This window comes from Paenibacillus thiaminolyticus (assembly GCF_007066085.1).
In the GTDB taxonomy this organism is placed as follows: domain Bacteria; phylum Bacillota; class Bacilli; order Paenibacillales; family Paenibacillaceae; genus Paenibacillus_B; species Paenibacillus_B thiaminolyticus.
The window spans coordinates 5,875,143-5,891,993 of record NZ_CP041405.1 but is presented as its reverse complement, the minus strand read 5'-3'; the positions used below and the strand labels follow the sequence as shown (position 1 = coordinate 5,891,993).

At 56.0% G+C, this 16,851-nt stretch carries 15 protein-coding genes and 1 other RNA gene; all 16 read right to left on the bottom strand.

Going from position 1 to position 16,851, the window contains the following annotated elements; all coding sequences use genetic code 11:
- Positions 1-60 precede the first annotated feature (60 nt).
- The 16 genes from rnpB to FLT43_RS25890 all read right to left on the bottom strand — a co-directional run bounded on the left by rnpB (position 61) and on the right by FLT43_RS25890 (position 16,847).
- Positions 61-466: RNase P RNA component class A (gene rnpB / locus FLT43_RS25965), an RNA gene on the bottom strand.
- A gap of 54 nt (positions 467-520) precedes the next feature.
- Entirely contained in the window at positions 521-1,636 is a 1,116-nt protein-coding gene (locus FLT43_RS25960; RefSeq protein WP_087442126.1) for a Nif3-like dinuclear metal center hexameric protein, read from the bottom strand.
- Positions 1,612-2,385: a tRNA (adenine(22)-N(1))-methyltransferase gene (locus FLT43_RS25955; protein ID WP_087442125.1), complete on the bottom strand. Its 774-nt coding sequence runs from the start codon at positions 2,383-2,385 to the stop codon at positions 1,612-1,614. The genes FLT43_RS25960 and FLT43_RS25955 overlap by 25 nt, the downstream gene beginning before the upstream one ends.
- Entirely contained in the window at positions 2,345-3,229 is an 885-nt protein-coding gene (locus FLT43_RS25950) for a hypothetical protein (protein ID WP_087442124.1), read from the bottom strand. Before FLT43_RS25950 ends, FLT43_RS25955 begins: the two co-directional genes overlap by 41 nt.
- A gap of 142 nt (positions 3,230-3,371) precedes the next feature.
- Positions 3,372-4,496 (bottom strand): RNA polymerase sigma factor RpoD, encoded by a 1,125-nt coding sequence (rpoD, locus tag FLT43_RS25945; RefSeq protein WP_087442123.1) that lies wholly within the window; start codon positions 4,494-4,496, stop codon positions 3,372-3,374.
- A 35-nt stretch (positions 4,497-4,531) separates the two neighbouring features.
- The gene (gene dnaG, locus FLT43_RS25940; protein ID WP_174818142.1) at positions 4,532-6,397 is read right to left on the bottom strand and encodes a DNA primase; all 1,866 of its coding nucleotides are present in this window, start codon (positions 6,395-6,397) and stop codon (positions 4,532-4,534) included.
- A gap of 22 nt (positions 6,398-6,419) precedes the next feature.
- Complete coding sequence (locus FLT43_RS25935; RefSeq protein WP_240764831.1) at positions 6,420-6,899, bottom strand: YaiI/YqxD family protein; 480 nt, start codon at positions 6,897-6,899, stop codon at positions 6,420-6,422.
- A 229-nt stretch (positions 6,900-7,128) separates the two neighbouring features.
- The gene (glyS, locus tag FLT43_RS25930; protein ID WP_087442120.1) at positions 7,129-9,201 is read right to left on the bottom strand and encodes a glycine--tRNA ligase subunit beta; all 2,073 of its coding nucleotides are present in this window, start codon (positions 9,199-9,201) and stop codon (positions 7,129-7,131) included.
- Entirely contained in the window at positions 9,194-10,081 is an 888-nt protein-coding gene (gene glyQ, locus FLT43_RS25925) for a glycine--tRNA ligase subunit alpha (protein WP_087442119.1), read from the bottom strand. Before glyQ ends, glyS begins: the two co-directional genes overlap by 8 nt.
- Before the next feature lie 338 nt (positions 10,082-10,419).
- Positions 10,420-11,184 (bottom strand): DNA repair protein RecO, encoded by a 765-nt coding sequence (recO, locus tag FLT43_RS25920; RefSeq protein WP_087442118.1) that lies wholly within the window; start codon positions 11,182-11,184, stop codon positions 10,420-10,422.
- A gap of 60 nt (positions 11,185-11,244) precedes the next feature.
- Positions 11,245-11,355: a YqzL family protein gene (locus FLT43_RS25915; RefSeq protein WP_373994925.1), complete on the bottom strand. Its 111-nt coding sequence runs from the start codon at positions 11,353-11,355 to the stop codon at positions 11,245-11,247.
- 164 nt (positions 11,356-11,519) lie between these two features.
- Entirely contained in the window at positions 11,520-12,449 is a 930-nt protein-coding gene (era, locus tag FLT43_RS25910) for a GTPase Era (protein WP_087442116.1), read from the bottom strand.
- Between the two features lie 105 nt (positions 12,450-12,554).
- Positions 12,555-12,926 carry a diacylglycerol kinase family protein gene (locus FLT43_RS25905; RefSeq protein WP_087442115.1) on the bottom strand — a complete coding sequence of 124 codons (372 nt, stop codon included), beginning with the start codon at positions 12,924-12,926 and terminating at the stop codon, positions 12,555-12,557.
- Complete coding sequence (gene ybeY, locus FLT43_RS25900) at positions 12,926-13,429, bottom strand: rRNA maturation RNase YbeY (protein WP_087442114.1); 504 nt, start codon at positions 13,427-13,429, stop codon at positions 12,926-12,928. The genes FLT43_RS25905 and ybeY overlap by 1 nt, the downstream gene beginning before the upstream one ends.
- A 25-nt stretch (positions 13,430-13,454) precedes the next feature.
- Positions 13,455-15,863 (bottom strand): HD family phosphohydrolase, encoded by a 2,409-nt coding sequence (locus FLT43_RS25895; RefSeq protein ID WP_087442217.1) that lies wholly within the window; start codon positions 15,861-15,863, stop codon positions 13,455-13,457.
- A 15-nt stretch (positions 15,864-15,878) separates the two neighbouring features.
- Positions 15,879-16,847 (bottom strand): PhoH family protein, encoded by a 969-nt coding sequence (locus tag FLT43_RS25890; RefSeq protein ID WP_087442113.1) that lies wholly within the window; start codon positions 16,845-16,847, stop codon positions 15,879-15,881.
- Positions 16,848-16,851: the final 4 nt, after the last annotated feature.

Genomic DNA, 16,851 nt, shown 5'->3' with positions numbered 1-16,851 from the left:
CACCCGCAGGATCTCCCTGCGGGTGTGTTCGTGTATGTGATAACATAGAAAGTTGCAGCTTCGGAAAGCTTGCCATAAGCCGGGTTCTGTACTCATCGTGGTATCACGGGGGCAACCCTTCCACTACTAAGCGACAATCATCTATCTAGGCTGTGCATTGCTGCACCGCTCAAGCGACCAACCCAGACGCGCCTCGGGCCGAGGTGCCTGTGCAGACAGGCGTGCGTCCCATTAGGTCTTGCTCCAGATGGGGTTTACCAGGAACGAAGTCACCAGCGTTCCTCGTGGTCTCTTACACCACGGTTCCACCCTTGCCTGTGCCGTCATGAAGACGGCCATCGGCGGTCCATTTCTGTGGCACTATCCTTCAGCTTGCGCTGACTGGACGTTATCCAGCATCCTTGCCCTATGGAGCCCGGACTTTCCTCTCGTGACGGAAGTCACCAGCGATTGTCTGTCAAACTTTCCGACAACATTCGTTAGTATACTAGGTTCTGGCCAGAAACTCAACCAGTAACTTTTACATAAATTGAAACGGTTCGGTATTTACGGATGAAGCATGAAAGACCGTCTTCAAGCCTTGCTTGTCAGCGGCCCGCTGCAGGCGCGAAGCGACATCCTCCTTCATCATCTTCTCGGCGTTATGCCCCGGATCGATGATGGCCAGGCCCGCAGCCTGCGCATCATGGGCCGTATGATAGTCGATATCGCCCGTGACGAGGACATCGGCGCCATGGAAGAGCGCATGCCGCACATAGCGGGAACCGGAGCCGCCCAGCACGGCGATCTTCTTCACTTCGCGTTCCGGGCTTCCTACGACGCGCACATGCGGTACGCCGAAAGCCTTTTTCACCTGCTCGGCAAAGGCTTCCAGCGTCATAGGACCCGGCAGCTTGCCAACCCGGCCAAGGCCATATGCCGTCCCTTCCAGATCGACCGGATACAGATCGTAGGCCGCTTCCTCATAAGGATGGGCCTTGAACATCGCTTGCAGCACCCGGCTGCGCCGCGACTTCGGTACGATCGTCTCGATGCGCACTTCCTCGACGGACTCCAGCTTCCCGGATTCGCCAATGAACGGATTGGTTCCCTCCTGAGGCTGGAACGTTCCAGTCCCCGGCTGCGAGAAGCTGCAATAGCTGTATGCCCCGATATGACCGGCCCCGGCATCCAGGATCGCCATCCGCACCGAATCCGCATGGCTTACCGGCACGAAGACGACCAGCTTCTGCAGCGGCTCGTGGTGCAGCTTCTCCAGCACCTCCACCCCGGTCAGTTGGAGCCGTTCTGCCATCAGATCGTTCATCCCGCCCGGTGCAACATCATAGTTCGTATGAGAAATGTAGACCGCGATATCATGCTTGATCAGCTTCTCCATCACCTTGCCGGCCGGTGTGTCGGTCTGCAAATGAGGCAGCGGCCGATAAATAATGGCGTGATGGGCAATAATGAGCTCCGCCTCCAGCCGAATCGCTTCATCGACGACCTCTTCGGTCACGTCCAAGGCGACAAGCACTCGGGACACCTTTTTGTTCAACGTGCCCAATTGCAGGCCGATGCGGTCATCGGGTACCGCCATCGATTTGGGAGCGAGCTGCTCCATCCACTGAATTACGGTTTGCGCGTGTGCATACATGCCAATATCGCCTCCAATTGTGCCAGGCTGTCCGCGAACATCGCGCGGCGCTGTCTGGCTTCTTCCGTCGCAGCCTGCTCCATCGTGCGCAGAATGCGCGCTCTCTTGCGAACTTCCAGCTGCCACTTCTTCATGAATTCCGGCGTTGGCGCAGCCGACAGCATCGGGCCGAGCTGCACCAGCCATTCCTCGGTCAACGTCACCTGTGCATTCAACTCGCGAGGAGCATACAAGCGGCGATCATGCTGTACGGCCTCTTCCTCGCTGCCTGCCCGTTCGGCCAGCAGCACCTCATACAGCTTGCCGTCTTCCTCGAGCAAGGCTTCCTCCAGCAGATTCCAGCCTTCTCGGCGCAGCCAGACCCTGACATGAGCCTCTCCCACATTCGGCTGCAAGACCAAGCGGGTCACTCCCGCCAACTTGCCCGGATCGGCAGATAAAATCTGGACGATAAGACCACCGCCCATGCCTGCGATCGATATGACATCGACCTCGCCGGGCGAGATGACGGCCAGGCCGTCTCCCCGGCGCACGCTTACGCGATGAGCCAGCCGGGCGCCTTCAATCTGGCGGCAAGCTGCCTCATAAGGTCCTTGATTCACCTCGCCGGCCACCGCCATCTCAATTCGTTGTTGTTCCGCCAGATAGGCCGGCAGCAATGCATGATCCGAGCCGATATCGGCCAGACGGCTGCCTGCCGGCACCCAATCAGCGATCTGCTGCAGCCGCTTGGACAGTTTGATGTTCACGTATCCATTTCACCCACTGTTTTCTGAAATAAAAAGCACTACACCATAAAATGATCCATTTCCCTAACAGGAAGGAAAGCAGTTCTTGATCCGCTTCCAGCTGACTCCATGCGCGAGCGGCAATCCAGACCGCCTCCGGCATGAACCAGAGTCCGGCGGAGGCGATGAGAAGGCCTGCCGAGGCCCTCGGAGACAGGCGGTGAACCGCCCATGCCATCCAGACGAACAAGGCGCTCTCCGGGAGCCACAGCCATTGGCTCTCGCCGAGAGTCAAATCCGTCATCGCGATCTGCAGGATGCAGCCATAAGCGGCAGCGGCATGAAGCCAGCCCGCTCCCTGCATCCATCCGGAACAAGCCAGCATCCCGCACAACAGCCAGACAAGGGCGGAGACAACGAGCCAGACCACGCTCGGCCACCATGCCGGCCATCCCTGAGCCTGCAGCACAAGCCAGCCACCGCCGGACAAGGTCAGGCAAGCGAGCTGCGCCCGCCACCGAGTCCTCCGCAGGTTCGTCTTCCGGCCCCGCCAAGCCAAGGCGATCAGCACAAGCGCAGGGACCGCAATGACGCCAATTTGCATTGGGGCCGCAAAAGCGGTAAAATGAAATCCGACAATACAAAACAATACAAAAATGAAAAAAACAACCATCCAGGACATTGGCCGGAAGGAAGCGATACGATCCGCCCAGGAACGGGCGGGCTGATTCGAACCTTCCTCCGGCGCATCCAGGGGCACATCATACAGCTGCGCCAGGAAATTGCAATAGGCTGCAGGCAGCAGCCGGTTTTTCCGCCAGCGGGCGATTTCCTGGGCCATCCATTGGCGTTGCTGACGATCCATTGCCTGTACACCTCCAGGAACGTCATGCCGCCGCCCTGCCTTGTGGGCCGAGTGGCCGAGGACAGCGGCTCTTGCGCTGCTTCCTCTATGCAAAAGACCCTCATCACGCCGGCAAGGGCATCAGAAGGTCTCTTGCACACCATTATTCTAAGAAATCTTTTAACCGCTTGCTGCGGCTTGGGTGACGCAGCTTACGGAGAGCCTTCGCCTCGATTTGACGAATGCGCTCGCGCGTAACGCCAAATACTTTGCCCACTTCTTCCAGCGTTCTCGTCCGGCCGTCGTCCAGGCCGAAGCGCAGGCGCAGCACGTTCTCCTCACGCTCGGTCAGCGTGTCAAGCACATCCTCCAACTGCTCCTTCAGCAGCTCGTACGCGGCGGCGTCCGCCGGAGCCAGCGCCTCCTGATCCTCGATGAAATCGCCCAGATGCGAGTCGTCCTCTTCGCCGATTGGCGTCTCCAAGGAGACGGGCTCCTGTGCAATCTTCATTATCTCGCGTACCTTCTCTACGCTCAGTTCCATCTCGGCCGCAATCTCTTCCGGCGTCGGTTCGCGTCCCAGCTCCTGAAGCAGTTGACGAGATACGCGAACGAGCTTGTTGATCGTCTCGACCATATGGACCGGAATCCGGATCGTGCGCGCCTGATCGGCGATAGCCCGCGTAATCGCTTGGCGAATCCACCAGGTCGCATAAGTGCTGAATTTATATCCTTTGCTGTGGTCGAATTTCTCCACCGCTTTGATAAGCCCCATATTTCCTTCTTGGATCAGATCAAGGAACAGCATGCCCCGCCCGACATAACGCTTGGCAATACTGACGACCAACCGCAGATTGGCCTCGGTCAAGCGCTTCTTCGCTTCCGAATCGCCCTGCTCAATCCGCTTCGCAAGTTCAATTTCCTCTTCAGCCGACAAGAGCGGAACACGGCCGATCTCTTTAAGGTACATCCGCACCGGGTCATTGATTTTGATGCCCGGCGGCAGTGACAGATCATCATCAAAATGAAAATCGTCCGAATCATCGTTATCGCGGTCGTTGGCACGAGCGCCTATCTCATCATCGGCTTCACTTACTTCAATACCCAGATCGGAGAGCTGCTCATAGAACTCATCCATTTGTTCCGGGTCTTGGTCGAACGTCGCCATTTTCTCGGCTATCTCTTTGTAGCTGAGCGATCCTCGCTTTTTGCCGAGTTCAATCAACTGGTCCTTCGCATGTTCCAGCGCCGTTTCCGTTTCAAGTCCAGTATGTTGATCATTCGCCATTTTCCGACTCCCTCCTCCCTAGAATCCTCCGTCTGCTACCGCTTCAGTTCTTGCTCTAGGGCTATAATTTCTTGTGCGATTTGCGCCGCGCGCAATACTTCGCCGGAACGTTCCGCTTGCACCATTTCTTCTCTTTTGCGTTCGATCTCGCGCTGTCTGGGCACTTTAAGAATCTGCATAATATAATCATCCAGCAGCTCGGTATCATAACGAAGAGATACTTCGGAGAGCGATATGGAGGCAGCGACTTTCTCCAAGCGTTCGTCATGCAATGTTGCCAGGAACCGGCTGAAATCCGGCTCCTTGCCTTGCGCGTAATAAGCATATAGATAAGCGGCAAGTGCCGCATGATCATCTACATTAAACCGTTCACCAAGATGCCGCTCCACATAATCGGCAACCTCGATATCCTGGAACATCAGAGCCAGCAGGCTCCGCTCCGCATAGACATAGGCCGGGCGCAGCGCAGGCTGGGCTATGGTACGCTTATCATTTCTACCATTATTCCACCAATTGTCTTGATTATCCCCGTGCCCGTTCATTTTTTGCCGCTGTCTTATCGTGGCGCACTCTTGCTTGAGCGCGTCGAACGCCGACTCGCCCTGCAGATCAAGCTGCTGCGCCAACTCCTTCAAATGAAGCTCGCGTTCTACCGGCGATTCAACCGCCGCAATGACGCGCATCGCTTCATCCTTGAAGCGCCGCTTCCCATCATCCTCTAGCAGTATATGATTCCTCCGCAAAGAAATAAGCCTGAATTTCGTAGGAGTTACCGCCGCTGCCGTTACGGTATGACGGAACCGTTCCGCGCCGTGCGCCTTAATGAAGTCATCCGGATCCATACGGTCCGGGATCATAGCTACCGCCACGTGAAGCCCTGCTTCCTCCAGCATCGGGATCGCCTTCATCGCCGCGGCTTGTCCGGCTTCATCCCCGTCGTAGCACAAGGTAACGCTGTCCGCCATCCTCTTCATCACGGTAATATGGTCGGGCGTCAGCGCCGTTCCCATGGTCGCCACCGTATGATACACTTCGGCGTCCCAGGCTTGGATGACATCCGAGAACCCTTCGAACAGAATGATATGGCCGGTTCGCTTAATATAAGGCCGCGCATGATGCAAGTTGTACAGCACTTTCGATTTGTTGAACAGCATCGTCTCGGGCGAGTTCAAATATTTGGGTTGTCCTTCTCCCAATATTCGCCCGGCCAAAGCGATCGCTTGGCCATTCCGGTTCCAGATCGGGAACATAATCCGGTCCCGGAAACGATCGACATAACCGCTGCCATTCTTCCGCTTCGAGACGAGACCGCCCTTCTCCATGCCTTCCAGGTCGAATTCCCGCTTGCCGAGCAGTTGTACAAGCGTATCCCACTGCGGAGGGGCATACCCTATCTGAAACTGCTCGATCAGCTTGTCATGGATTCCCCGGTTCCGCAAATATTGGAGGGCAGCCTGGCCATGCGTCGTATTCATTAAAATATAATGATACAGCTTCGCTGCAAGCTCATGGGCCTCGATCAGCCGTTCCTTCGCCTCATGGTAAGGATCCCGTTCCGCCTTCGCGTTCCCCGTCCCCCACGTCACCGGCATGTTCGCCGCTTCGGCGAGACGCCGAACCGCCTCCGGAAAAGAATACCCTTCAATCCCCATCATGAAGTGAATGACATTGCCGCTCTTGCCGCAGCCGTAGCAATGGAAAATCTGCTTCTCCGGCGTGACGGTGAAGGACGGCGTCTTCTCCGAGTGGAACGGACACAATCCCTTCAAATACTTACCGTGCTTCGACAAATGGACATATTGGCCGACGACATCCACAATATCATTGCGCTGCAGCACTTCGTCCAGCACTTCGTCGGGAATCAGTCCGTAATTGCTCACTGTTCGTCCAACCACCTTCATCTAAACACGTATTACTATTTCGCTACGGGCTCAATTTCTCCTGCTCCCGTTGCAAAAGTTTTGTCAACTTATGTTGGAAGTTGATCCGATCCTGTTCACTCATCGCCCGGGGCCCCTTCGTGCGAAGTCCCGCCCTGCGGGCTTTGGCCGAGAAATGCCGCCTCGACAAATATTCATCCACATTATCGGCGGTCAATTCGCCGCCCCGCGGCATCAATACGGAAGCTCCGCGCGGCAGACAGAGCGCGGCCAACCCATAATCGCTTGTCACGACTATGTCTCCTGACCGCGCTGCATTCGCGATATAGATATCCGCCGCCTGGAACGCCTGATCGACAAATACGGTATGAATGTCGTAATTCGCCAACTGCCAGTCCGGAGCAAACGCCGCATAGGAAGCGACAAATAACACCGCGGCCTCCTGCTCCAGCGCAGCGGCGATGATCTCATTCTTGACCGGGCAGGCATCCGCATCCACCAAGATACGAAGCTTATCAGACATGCGACTCACCCATTTCATAAAGACGGCGTCAAAATGAAAGTTGTATTTTCACCGTTACTATTATATACGCTGTAAGCCGTAAAAATCCTGCTTCGCAAACGTGAATTTCCGAATGGTTTTCGGCGTTTTTTGTCGAAGTCCGGACAAAAATGAAGGAACATGTCGAAGAAAATCTTCTTCATGTTCCAGCCACGCCGGCGCATGTCGCTGCGTCGGCCACATTGTAGGTTCAGGATGCCCAGACGAGCTTGGAGAAATCGGCATACCGGCGAATATCGGCCGCGATGTTGGCGAGAAGGGCCAGCCGGTTCGCCCGGACCGCTTCATCCTCGGCCATGACCATCACCTGGTCGAAAAAGCGGTTGACCGGATCCTGAAGCCGTCCCAGCACGGCAAGCGCCTGGGCGGCATCCGCGAACGCCGCATCATAAGCCTCATGCACTTCGGTCCAGCGATCGAACAGCTCTCGTTCCGCATCATGCTCGAACCGATCGGCATCGATGGCTTCCGATACCGCCTTGGCCGCGAGATTGCATACGCGGTTGAACGATTCGGCCGTCAGCTTGAACTCCTCACCGGCGACGGCCTGCATCAGCGCGTCCGCACGTGCCACCGTCTGCTTCACATCGTCATAGCCCGATGCCATGATGGCATCGGCCACATCGTAGCGAACGGAATCGGCCAGCACATTTTTCACGCGCAAGCCGAAAAATTCCACGAGATCCCGCCGGATCTCCTCGCTGCTCCGCTTCAGCAATTGCGCCTTCTCGTGTACGTCCAGCGCAATATCGAGCATCATATGGAGCGTCAACGGCAGACCGCGCTCCAGCAGCACCTGGACAATCCCCGTCGCTTGACGGCGCAAGCCGTACGGATCCTGCGACCCTGTCGGAATGATGCCTATGGCGAAGCAGCCGACCAGCGTATCCAGCTTATCCGCGAGGCTGATAATGCAGCCGACCAGCGTGTCCGGCGCCGGATCACCGGAATACCGCGGCTTGTAATGCTCATTGATGGCGCGGGCGACCGCCTCCGGCTCCCCGGCCTTGCGGGCATAATCTTCTCCCATCATGCCCTGGAGCTCCGGAAATTCATAAACCATTTGCGTCACGAGGTCGAACTTGCAAATATCTGCGGCCCGGCTCACCCACAGCGCGGTCTCCCGATCGGCCTCCACCGCCAGGGCGAGCGCGTCGGCAATCGCATGCAACCGGCGGATTTTGTCGCCGATTGTGCCGAGCTCCTCGTGGAACACGATCGAATCGAGCTTATGCACGCAATCGATAATGCGAAGCTTCTGATCTTCCTCGTAGAAGAACTTGGCATCGGACAAGCGGGCGCGAAGCACCTTCTCGTTGCCCTTGACGACTTGATCCAGTCCGGCCGCATCGCCATTCCGGACGGTGACGAAGAACGGCTGCAGCTGCCGCTCCGCATTCAGTACCGGGAAGTAACGCTGATGCTCGCGCATCGACGTAATCAGCACATCTTGCGGAATATGCAGGAACGCCTCGTCGAATGTGCCGTACAGCACGGTCGGGTACTCGACCAGGAACAGCACCTCTTCCAGCAGATCGTCCTTGACGGCGATATGCCAGCCCTTTTCTGCCGCCAGCGCGTCAATCTGGCGTGTAATCTCCGCCACCCGCTCATCAGCGTCCGCGATCACATATTGCTCGCGCAAGCGTTCCACATAGTGAGCCGGCTCATCGATCGCCGCCTCTCCGCCGAGGAAGCGGTGGCCGCGCGAAATATTCCCTGCCTGCACACCCGCGATTTCCAATGGAATAATATCTGTCCCATGCAGCGCCACAATCCAGCGGATCGGACGAACATAGCGCATTTCCTTCTCTCCCCAGCGCATGTTTTTCGGGAACGTCATCGCCTGGATAAGCGAGGCGAGGCCGTCGCTCAGCACAGCGGACGTCTCCGTTCCGATACTGCTCTTGTTGGCGTACACGTATTCAACGCCGTTCAGCTCCTGGAAAAACAGCTGCTCCGGCGCAATGCCCTGGCTGCGGGCGAACCCAAGCGCGGCCTTCGTCCAACCGCCCTTCTCGTCAAGCGCGATCTTGCGTGCCGGCCCCTTCACTTCCTCGTGAATATCCGTCTGCTTATCGGCTGCCTCGCGAACGAGGACAGCCAAGCGGCGAGGCGTCCCATATACTTGAATGCTGGCGAATCCGATCCGTGATTCCGTCAGCCAGCGTTCCATCCGGCTCTGCAACTGCTCCATCGCAGGGCGCATGAAGCGTGCCGGCACTTCTTCCAGTCCAAGCTCCAACAATATATCTTTAGGCATGGCGTTCCTCTCCCTTCTTCAACAGCGGGAAGCCGAGCTTCTCCCGTTCCTCCAAATACGTGGCCGCAACTTGGCGGGCAAGATTCCGCACCCGGACAATGTAGCCGGTACGTTCGGTTACGCTGATGGCTCCGCGCGCATCCAGCAAATTGAACGTGTGCGAGCATTTGAGCACATAATCGTAGGCCGGGAAGACGAGATGCTGCTCCATCGCCCGATTCGCTTCCTGCTCATACATCGTGAATAACGAGAACAGCATCGCCGTGTCGCTCACTTCAAACGTATATTTCGAATGCTCGTATTCCGGCTGGTGGAAGACATCACCGTAGGTGACCCCATCGACCCATTCCAGATCGAACACATTCTCTTTCTCTTGAATATAAGATGCCAGGCGCTCAAGCCCGTACGTAATCTCGACCGATACCGGATGCGCGTCAATGCCGCCGACCTGCTGGAAATAAGTAAATTGTGTAATCTCCATTCCATCGAGCCATACTTCCCAGCCGAGCCCCCATGCGCCCAGCGTCGGAGCTTCCCAGTTATCTTCGACGAACCGGATGTCGTGCTGGAGCGGATCGATGCCAAGACGGCGCAAGCTCTCGAGATAGAGCTCCTGGATATTGTCCGGCGAAGGCTTCAGAATCACCTGGAATTGATGATGCTGATACAACCGGTTCGGGTTCTCGCCATAACGGCCGTCCGCCGGGCGGCGGGATGGTTCCACATAAGCGACATTCCACGGCTCCGGTCCGATGGAACGCAAAAACGTCATCGGATTCATCGTGCCGGCGCCCTTTTCCACATCATAAGGCTGCACGAGGATGCAGTTCTGCTCGGACCAGAACTGTTGAAGCGTCAAGATCATTTGCTGAAAGTTCATGGCTTTCTCTCCTTTGCCTTTACATTCGCGGCATGCCCGACGAGCGCGCAAAAAAACTCCCGCCCTACGTCTGCTGCCAGACGTAGGGACGAGAGTTATCTTCCCGCGGTTCCACCCTACTTGAACGATTGCCTCAGCCCTTGCGCATGTTGCCATACGCTCAAGCCGCAATCATTCCACTTTCTCCGTTCCTTGCTCCAAAGTGCCTGTTCATTCGCCCGTTCGTCCGGGCTTCCACCATCCCCGGATCGCTATATCTCGAAGCTTGGACGAACTACTTCCTTCTTCAACGCAAGCCAATCTATCTACAGCTTGGATTCATTATAACGAATGGCATTCTACTCGTCAAGATTGGCCAAATCATACTTCTCCATCTGATCAAGGAACTGCTGCGATTTCAAGCGGACGCCGACATGCGTGTCCATATAGCCGCGCATGAATGCGCGCAGCCGCAGCTTCGTCTCCGGCTTCAGTGTCACATTCCCCAGCCGGCGGAGATCCGTCTTCTCGAACTGGCGGAGCAGGGTCAGCATCGCCGGTCCCGCCTTATATTGCTCATGCTCCCGCATGAGGCAGGCACGGCAGAGCGCGCCGCCGAGGCGCCAGCCGACTCCGCTCAGCTCGTCCTCCCTGCCGCAGCTGACGCAGGCATACAGTTGGGGCCCGACCCCGGTGCGCTGCCATAGCTTCATCTCCAGCAGATGCGTCGTCACCTGCGCATCCTTGCCGGCCTCCAACGCCTCCAAGTACGCATGCAGTTGATCGAACATGGCGCCGCCCGCTTCCTCGTCCTGCAGGGCCCGGTCGACCAGTTCGGCTGCGTAAGAGGCGTAGGCGGCCAGATGAAGCTGCTCGCGCAGCGTATGATGCCCCTCCAGAATCTCGCATGAATTCAAGGTGCCGATATGCCCCATTCCGCGGAAAAAGACATATTCCCCGTATGTAAAGAGCTGAGTGGCAGCCGCATGACGGCTGCGCACCTTCTTCGCTCCACGCACCAGGACGCCGACTTTGCCGTGCGATTTGGTGCACAGCGTGATGATCTTGTTCCCTTCCCCATAATCCATACTGCGGATGACGATTCCTTCCACCCGATATAGCACGCTCGTCCTCCCATGCGCATTTCAATGCTTGAATGGTAATGGTACGGTACCTCTATAAATCTATGATTCCGCTGAATTATCCAACGGCGGTACGTCTAGCGAAGATTCTTCCGTTTCCGACAGCTGTCTGGACTGCTTATACAACAAATAAGCATCAACATCTCCCGTCATGGCAAATACGTTCCACGAGAAATCATGCATCCGTATATCCCCTTTCGTTGGAAATGACTATGCGTTCCATCCTTAGGTTGCGCTGCGGTATCAAGATTATCCCATGCAATATTTGGTCACGATCGGCCCGGACTTAAGCGCGAAAGAATCCGCCTTCCGCCATCTTACGCATCGTGGCGGAAGCCGAGATCACGAAGAATCCGCTCTTGATTGCGCCAGTCCTTCTTCACTTTGACCCATAGCTCCATGAACGTTTTCGATCCGAGCAAATGCTCAATATCCTTGCGGGCAAGCTTGCCAATCTCCTTCAGGAGCGCTCCTTGCTTGCCGATGACGATGCCCTTCTGCGAATCCCGCTCCACATAAATAACGGCGGAGATATAGACGACGCCGTTGTCCTGAACTCTCATATCCTCGATCGCGACCGCAATCGAGTGCGGGATCTCTTCCCGGGTCAAGTGCAAAATCTTCTCCCGGATCAGCTCCGCCACGACGAACTGCTCCGGATGATCGGTAATCTGATCGTCCGGATAATATTTCGGCCCTTCCGGCATATAGGAGCCCAGCACGTCCAACAGGCGGTTGACATTATTGCCGTTAAGCGCAGAGATAGGCACGATCTCCGCGAATTCGAACAGTTCATTGTACGTTTTAATCATCGGAGGCAGCTCATCGGGATGCACCTGATCAATTTTGTTCATCACGAGAATGACCGGTGTCTTCACCTTCACCAGTTGCTCCATAACAAATTTATCGCCGCTGCCGAGGCCTGCAGAAACATCGACAAGAAATAAAATGACCTCAACCTCGTTCAAGGTGTTGTAGGCCACCTGGTTCATATAGTCGCCCAGCTTCGATTTGCGCTTATGAATGCCCGGCGTATCCAGAAATACGATTTGCGTATCCTCCGTCGTATAGACTCCGTGGATCTTGTTCCGCGTAGTCTGGGGCTTGTCGGACATAATGGCGATTTTCTGACCGATGACATGATTCATTAACGTCGATTTGCCGACATTCGGCCGGCCGACGATGGCTACAAAGCCGGATTTGAATGAGGTTCGGTTCGATCTCGGTTCGTCTTGAAATGTATTCAACGCAAGTTGCCTCCTGTTTATTTTATCATAAATGTACGCAAGCGGTGACCGCCGCTGCAAAATAAATGCAATTCCGGCAATCACCGCTTGCGATGCGTTCCACCCTTATAAGAAGGTCCGCAGCAGCTGCAGCAGACGCCCCGCGAACAAGACCACGCCGACAATTACGGCAAATACCGCGGTCACGAGCACTGCTCCTGCGGCGGTATCCTTCGCGATTTTGGCCAGAGGATGCGGGTCGGGCATCGTGAGATCGACCGCTGATTCTACCGCCGTATTCATCAATTCGGCTGACATCACCAGCGTGATGGCGAGGGCCAGCCACAGCCATTCGCCTGCCGATATCCCGAAGCCTGCTCCCAACAGACAGGCCGCCACGGCGGCTGCAGCATGAACGCGCATATTCCGCTGGGTGCGGAAGGCATAGAGGATGCCTTCCCACGCTACCCGGAATGTATCCGCCCACGGCCGTCTCATTAGCGAATCAGTCCAACCCGGCCAAGAACCGCCTCCTGCTTGTCCATCATCTCGCGCTCGCCCTTCTCGTCCTGATGATCATAGCCGAGCAGATGGAGGAAGCCGTGCACGAACAAAAATCCGATCTCACGTTCGAGCGAATGCCCATATTCCTCGGCCTGTGCCTGTGCGCGTTCGGTTGAAATGATGATATCGCCCAGCAAGTCATCTTCCAAGCCGGGCAGTTCGGCATCCTCTTCCACTTCGTATAAGATGTCCATCTCTTCATCGGTCGATTCCTGCATCGCGAAGGACAGCACGTCCGTCGGACGATCGATGCCCCGATACTCCCGGTTCAATTGGTGGATGGCCGCGTCGTCGACGAAGGTAAGAGCCACTTCTCCTTCCTCTACTCCCTCTGACCGGGCCGCTTCCTGCAGGATTCGCTCCAGCAGTTCGATGAGCGGCGGTTCAATCGGAAGCCGCTCCTGTTCATTGTTCCATTCCAGCTTCACAGTGTGCATGTTCCGTAATCTCCTTCATCACGCTCTACGATTTGTCGTCCCGTTCCGGATCCGGATCGCTGCTTGGCGCGTCCGGCTTCGGCACGGCTTCAGGCCTTGCCGCTTGGTCGGACTCCGCCTCGACAACCGCCTCATCCGCCTGCAGCTCCTTCTTCTCGCCAGCCGCAGCATCCGAAGCCGATTCCGGCTTGGCATCGCCCTGCTTCGCCTTCGGATCGTCCGGATATTCGATGCGGGAATGGAAAATCCCCATTACGGTCTGCTTCAGCGAATGACCGATAATGTCCAGCTCGCGCAAGGTCAGATCGCATTCGTTGAATTGGTTGTCATCCAGACGGTCTTTAATGATTTTTTGAATCATCGATTCAATCTGTTCCACCGTCGGGTGGCGGAGCGAACGGACCGCCGCTTCCACACAGTCGGCAATGCCGACGACTGCCGCTTCCTTCGATTGCGCCTTCGGCCCCGGATAACGGAAGTCATCTTCCGTGAAATCGGGCTCCTTGCCCTGCTCCTTGGCCAGCTTCAACGCCTTGTAATAGAAGTACTTCAAAAATGTCGTGCCATGATGCTGTTCGGCAATATCCCGAATCGGCTTCGGCAGCTTGTAGTCCTTCAGCATCTCGGCCCCGTCGCGGGCATGCGCTACGATAATCGAAGTACTTAGCTTCGGATCGATGAAATCATGCGGATTGTCCATATTCGTCTGATTCTCGATGAAATAGCTCGGACGCTTCGTCTTGCCGATATCGTGATAGAACGCCCCCACCCGGCAGAGCAGCCCGTTGGCGCCGATCGCTTCGGCCGCCTGCTCGGCCAAATTGCCGACCATGACGCTGTGATGATACGTGCCCGGCGTCTCGGTAAGGAGCTTCCGCAAGAGCGGATGGTTCGGGTTGGACAGCTCGACCAGCTTCAGCGCGGATAAAATGCCGAAGGTCACTTCGAAAAACGGCATCAGTCCCATCACCAGCACCGCATTCAGCAGTCCGCTCGCAAAGGCGAACGCTGCGGCGAGCATCGTGTCGCGCTGATTGAGCGCATCCCCGCTCAGCATGGACAGCGTCAACACCGTCAAGCTGCCGAAGATGCACACCATAATGCCCGCCTTCAGAATCGTCGAGCGCTGGCTTGCCCGGTGAATCGCGAATATCGCCGCGTAGGATGTAACGAGGGCGAAAAATCCGAAATGGAAATCGAACAGCGCGCCCTGATGCGTATTCAAAATGATGCTGGCGACGACGCTCAACACGACCGCGCTAATATAGGCGAGCGGCAGATCGATCAGGAGCGTAATCAGCATGACCCCCATGGCGACAGGCGCCACGTAGCCGATAAATACCGCGTCTTCCGTCTGTGAGTACGCGATAATATGAACGGCAATGATATTGATGGTGAATATGAGCAGCAGCATCAGCAGCTGAACATTGTTGAATTTGAAATGCGTATGGCTCGCCTGGCGCATGAACATAAACAAGACGAGCGAGAACAACGCCGACAGAAGCAGCAAGCCGAATTGCGGCCAATAGTTGACTTCGGTCTTCAGCAGATCGTTCTCACGTAGCAAATCATACATTTCTTGCGTAATCAGCTGGCCCTTTTTGACGAAAATATCGCCCTGCTTAATAAATACCGGCGGCGTATTCTCGCGCGCCTGAACCTTCGCTTCCTTCGTCGCTTCATCGTCGTAGAACTTGTTCGGCGTAATGACGAGCCGTACCAGTTCCTGCACGACTTCACGCGCCGAGCGCTTGTTCAGGGAGCTGGCATTCACGTATTCGGGGACCTTCGCCCTAGCGATCGCCGCTTCGGGCACCGCATCGCTCATCAGCTTCGATACGAGCTCCCGGGCGACCGATTTCATTTCCGTAATATCTTCCCTGGTCAATCTTGCGATCTTGATATACGTTTCCTCGGGAATACGGTAGGTCTGCTCTTCGAGACGCTTGCTTATTTCCTCCAACATTACGTTGGAATAGGTGTTGGTATTCCGTCCCGTCGTCAGGAACTGACGAATATGATCCTTTACCATCTCCGGAATTTCCCGTCGGAACACATCCACCTTCTGGGAATAAGAGATCGTCTCGTCCGAGTTCAATTGCTCGATCCGATCAAATATGCTGTCGGACAGGCGCTCGTTGCGCAAGGAAATGATATCGTAAATCGGCTGCACCCGTTCGGCCGCCTGATCCTGGGCTTTGAGCGTCGCCTTCTTGTCCGGTATCTGAATCGGCGCGATGATGTCCTTTTCGCTCCGGACGTTGACCTCGATATCGAATTTCTCCGGCAGCACGCTCGGAGCCAGACTGAGATAGAACAGCAGCGTGATGAGAAAAAACAAAAGAAAGCGCACGCCGACGCTGTATTTCCAACCGGACATATTCACTTGCCGGGCCGGCTTGCTTTTGTCGCCGGTACGATTTGTCTTTAGCATAGAGAACAACCCTCTCTATCCTTGGTTTTCGCTATCCTTCTGATAAGCTGTAATAATTTTCTGCACTAAGGAATGACGAACGACATCCTGCTCGGCAAAGTGCACAAAGCCGATTTCTTCAATCTCATGCAAAATATGAGAAGCCTCCACCAGACCCGAGCGCTTGCCGCGCGGCAGATCGATCTGGGTGATGTCTCCGGTGATGACCATCTTCGAGCCGAAGCCGAGCCGTGTCAAGAACATCTTCATCTGCTCGGGCGTCGTATTCTGGGCTTCGTCCAAAATAATGAACGCGTCATCAAGCGTGCGGCCGCGCATGTAAGCAAGCGGCGCGATCTCGATCAGTCCCCGTTCCAACGCTTTTCCGACTTGATCAAGGCCCATGACGTCATACAGCGCATCATAAAGCGGCCGCAAATACGGATCTACCTTCTCCTGCAGATCCCCCGGAAGGAAGCCCAGATTCTCCCCGGCCTCTACGGCAGGGCGGGTCAACACAATCCGCTTGACCGCTCCTTCCTTCAGCGCCATCACCGCCAAGACGACGGCCAAATACGTCTTGCCTGTCCCTGCGGGGCCAATGCCGAACACGATGTCCTTCTTCTTAATGGTAGATACATAATGCCGTTGCCCGATCGTCTTCACCCGTATCGGCTTGCCCCGGTACGTATGGGCAATCTCGCCTCTGAACAGATCGAGCAGTTCATGGACTTTCCAATCCTGCGCCAAATCGATGGCGTACTGAATGTCACGTTCGGACAAAGCGATGTTGTTCCGCACAAGCTCCAGCAGGACTTCAAATAGCTGCTGCAGCTTCTCAACCTCCATCGCCTCTCCCGAAATGGAAATCTCCGCATCCCGCGACATCACGTTCGCGTCCGTGCCGCTCTGAATCATGCGCAGGTACTTGTCCTGCGGGCCGAAGAGAGCCAGTCCCTCGGCAACGTTCTCCAGTGTAAGCTTGACAATTGTTGGTTGCGTCAAAAAC

Bases quoted from the DNA above. Each gene is read 5' to 3' on its own strand.
- FLT43_RS25915 (WP_373994925.1), bottom strand. From the start codon at position 11,355: ATGACGGGAGATGTTGATGCTTATTTGTTGTATAAGCAGTCCAGACAG.
- glyQ (WP_087442119.1), bottom strand. From the start codon at position 10,081: ATGAACTTTCAGCAAATGATCTTGACGCTTCAACAGTTCTGGTCCGAG.
- ybeY (WP_087442114.1), bottom strand. From the start codon at position 13,429: ATGCACACTGTGAAGCTGGAATGGAACAATGAACAGGAGCGGCTTCCG.
- FLT43_RS25935 (WP_240764831.1), bottom strand. From the start codon at position 6,899: ATGTCTGATAAGCTTCGTATCTTGGTGGATGCGGATGCCTGCCCGGTC.
- rpoD (WP_087442123.1), bottom strand. From the start codon at position 4,496: ATGGCGAATGATCAACATACTGGACTTGAAACGGAAACGGCGCTGGAA.
- FLT43_RS25950 (WP_087442124.1), bottom strand. From the start codon at position 3,229: ATGGATCGTCAGCAACGCCAATGGATGGCCCAGGAAATCGCCCGCTGG.
- glyS (WP_087442120.1), bottom strand. From the start codon at position 9,201: ATGCCTAAAGATATATTGTTGGAGCTTGGACTGGAAGAAGTGCCGGCA.
- FLT43_RS25905 (WP_087442115.1), bottom strand. From the start codon at position 12,926: ATGAGACGGCCGTGGGCGGATACATTCCGGGTAGCGTGGGAAGGCATC.
- FLT43_RS25895 (WP_087442217.1), bottom strand. From the start codon at position 15,863: ATGCTAAAGACAAATCGTACCGGCGACAAAAGCAAGCCGGCCCGGCAA.
- dnaG (WP_174818142.1), bottom strand. From the start codon at position 6,397: ATGAAGGTGGTTGGACGAACAGTGAGCAATTACGGACTGATTCCCGAC.
- FLT43_RS25960 (WP_087442126.1), bottom strand. From the start codon at position 1,636: ATGTATGCACACGCGCAAACCGTAATTCAGTGGATGGAGCAGCTCGCT.